We start from the raw sequence: 405 nt of genomic DNA on the forward strand, positions 1-405 counted from the left end.
TCGGAAGTGCACCGCGACAAGATCGCCTCCTACATCCAGATCGCCCACGACGACGGCGCCGACGTGCTCGTCGACGGACGCGAGATCACGGCAGAGGGCGCCGAGGGCGGGTTCTGGCTCGGCCCCACCCTCATCGACAACCTCCCCACCACCAGCCGCGCCTACACGGAAGAGATCTTCGGCCCCGTCCTCGGCATCGTGCGCGTGAAGAGCTTCGAGGAAGGCGTGGAGCTCATCAACACCGGCCAGTTCGGCAACGGCACCGCGATCTTCACCAACGACGGCGGCGCCGCCCGCCGCTTCCAGAACGAGATCCAGGTCGGCATGATCGGCATCAACGTCCCCATCCCCGTCCCCGTCGCCTACTACTCCTTCGGCGGCTGGAAAGACTCCGCCTTCGGCGAC

1 protein-coding gene is annotated in these 405 nt (G+C 66.9%); it reads left to right on the plus strand.

The genetic code is table 11. From position 1 onward, the window contains the following. Positions 1-405: aldehyde dehydrogenase family protein (locus ITJ67_RS19475; RefSeq protein ID WP_194678751.1), on the plus strand; the 405-nt coding region annotated here is incomplete at both ends.

This window comes from Pseudoclavibacter sp. VKM Ac-2867 (assembly GCF_015351275.1).
Taxonomy (GTDB): domain Bacteria; phylum Actinomycetota; class Actinomycetes; order Actinomycetales; family Microbacteriaceae; genus Pseudoclavibacter.